This is a genomic window from Pantoea sp. BAV 3049, from assembly GCF_009765445.1.
In the GTDB taxonomy this organism is placed as follows: Bacteria; Pseudomonadota; Gammaproteobacteria; order Enterobacterales; family Enterobacteriaceae; genus Erwinia.
Map to the genome: position 1 here is coordinate 646252 of NZ_WHOY01000031.1, position 2011 is coordinate 648262.

At 57.3% G+C, this 2011-nt stretch carries 3 protein-coding genes and 2 pseudogenes; 3 read left to right on the forward strand and 2 right to left on the reverse strand.

The window, feature by feature from the left end; all coding sequences use genetic code 11:
* Positions 1-54: 54 nt before the first annotated feature.
* Positions 55-381, reverse strand: a pseudogene (locus GSQ70_RS03855) (DUF4113 domain-containing protein); the annotation flags it as partial.
* 6 nt (positions 382-387) lie between these two features.
* Between GSQ70_RS03855 and GSQ70_RS03860 the strand changes: the two are divergent.
* The 3 genes and pseudogenes from GSQ70_RS03860 to GSQ70_RS03870 form a co-directional block, all read left to right on the forward strand.
* Positions 388-756 (forward strand): annotated as a pseudogene (locus tag GSQ70_RS03860) (3'-5' exonuclease); the annotation flags it as partial.
* A 13-nt stretch (positions 757-769) separates the two neighbouring features.
* The gene (locus GSQ70_RS26325) at positions 770-1099 is read left to right on the forward strand and encodes a hypothetical protein (protein ID WP_158781315.1); all 330 of its coding nucleotides are present in this window, start codon (positions 770-772) and stop codon (positions 1097-1099) included.
* Between the two features lie 6 nt (positions 1100-1105).
* Positions 1106-1708 carry a DUF2913 family protein gene (locus GSQ70_RS03870; protein WP_158781316.1) on the forward strand — a complete coding sequence of 201 codons (603 nt, stop codon included), beginning with the start codon at positions 1106-1108 and terminating at the stop codon, positions 1706-1708.
* Here GSQ70_RS03870 and GSQ70_RS03875 read toward each other — a convergent pair.
* The coding region (locus GSQ70_RS03875; RefSeq protein WP_158785201.1) for an Rpn family recombination-promoting nuclease/putative transposase at positions 1705-2011 on the reverse strand (307 nt) is incomplete at its 5' end. The genes GSQ70_RS03870 and GSQ70_RS03875 overlap by 4 nt on opposite strands.

The following is a 2011-nucleotide window of genomic DNA, read 5'->3' on the forward strand; positions in this document are numbered from 1 at the left end:
TAACTGGTTATTATTTCGAGTTTTGACTGGATGGGATACTGAATGATTGCCTGTTCAAGTCACATGAGCGACAGGGAGATCATCCCAACGTGTAGTCCAGGCGGGTGACAACATTTCTCTTTTCATCTGCCATTCCGGATTCACCCCCTGACCTGCAAACCACAGTTTCCCCAGCCCGGAGTTATTCACCTTATCCAGCACGCTCATCAGCTGCGCGCTGGCCGGGCGGGGAGGGCGATCGTCAAACAGCGACAGCTGGGCCGTGGCACCCGAGCTGAAATCACCCAACATCACGTCCGCCTTTGCATATCGATGGCCATCCCGCCAGATGTGCTCCAGGTTTTTCATGGCCACTGCGATAATATCCCGGGTGTCCTGAGTGGCCATCTGGTCAGTGCGCCATCGTGGCCCGATATTGCGCAGCAGCTGCAGCACCATATCGGCCGGCGCCCGCTGGTTATTTTCAATGCTGATTTTGATACGCGGATTCTGAAGCAGGCAGCGGCAGCGCATAACGACCCTGCCAGCTGGCTGGACACCCTGACGGTGTACTGCGCCATGCGCCTGGCGGCCGGGTATTACGGTGCCACCAACCGTTACGGTACAATATCGCTTGCCGCTGCCGTCAGCCAGTCCGGTCTGAGCTGGACCGGGCAGGCACACTCTGCCGTCACTGATGCCGTGATGACGGCGCGGGTGGTGAGCGATATTGCAGAGTACTGGTGTCAGCTGCAGCGTGAAATGGATGAGAATTAAAGGAGACTGACTTATGGGCATGTTTGATACGGTCACCTTTCGCTACCGCATGCCGGACGGCGGAACAGAATCTGAATACCAGACCAAAGACCTGAGCTGCGAATGTGAATTTTATGAGGTCTCTGCTGAAGGGAGACTTCTGAAGTGGCAGTCTGATGTCGGCGGGAACGCGGATACAAATTCTCATGGTTCGTTTACCATGACCGCCAGTGACGGCTGTCACCTCTGTTTTGAGCAGGGAACGCTGAAGTGGATTGAGGTGTACTCACAGGGGGATAAACGCTGGCCGTTTGATCCTGCCCGTTTTATGGCAGACCAGGATGGTATTTCCTGCAGGAAGTGAACCGGCGTGACGCTGACAGAAAAATCGGGCCATCTGGCATGGTGCGCCCTGGTGGCGCTTGCGCTGGCCAGAAAGGATGGTGGTGTTCTCTCACCGGCGCAGGAAAACCTCTTTCTTACCCGCTGGCTGTCCACCGCACTGAAGCAGCGGCGCTTTTCGCGCGACGTCACTCCTGATGTGGAGTGGCTGCTGAAACAGGGGCGCCAGCTGGGTGTCAGTGCGAAGCTGACCAGCAAGCTGAATTACCTATGGCGCTCCTGCACCGGCGAACTGTCTGAGCAAAACGACCTGTTCCGGCTGACCTATGCCCTGGAAACCGCGAAAGACATGCACTGGAATTACCGCCTGCTGAGCGACAGGGAGTGGTCAGGGCGGTATGCCATTGCCCTGAACGCCGTCGTGAACGGTGTTTATCTCTCACGGACTAACCTTGATGTGGCTTTTGACGACGGTGGCCGGCAGGTGAACCCGCTGATGGCGCGTCTGACCGGCAATGTGGCCGGTCTGGCGAAGCTGTTAGATCGCTGTGGGTGGCAGGCTGAGCCTGATCCCTCCCTGCCCCTCCAGTATACGCTGATGGCGAGACAGGGAATGTCAGGAAAGGATTAGTGGCGGATCTGCGCCAGGTCGTCGGCACTCAGGCCGGTCATGTTCATGACCGCGTCGCGATCGATGCCGCTGGCAAGCATGGTGCGGGCCACCTGAAGCTTACCTTCAAGCACGCCTTCCTGCCGCCCAAGCTGGATGCCCTTCTCGATGCCCTTCTGTTCAAGCTGTTGTGCGATCGTCATCAGTTCTTCCTCATGTTGCGGTACCCGGTGCGCCAGCTCTCGTATAAAAGCCTGCGCATCGGATGACTCACCGGCCTGCAGAATATAGTGTACCAGCGAAATGACCTGTGGCGAAGAAAGA

What these genes read in the sequence shown, in the direction of transcription:
- GSQ70_RS26325 (WP_158781315.1), top strand. Translation starts at nt 770, where the DNA reads ATGGGCATGTTTGATACGGTCACCTTTCGCTACCGCATGCCGGACGGC.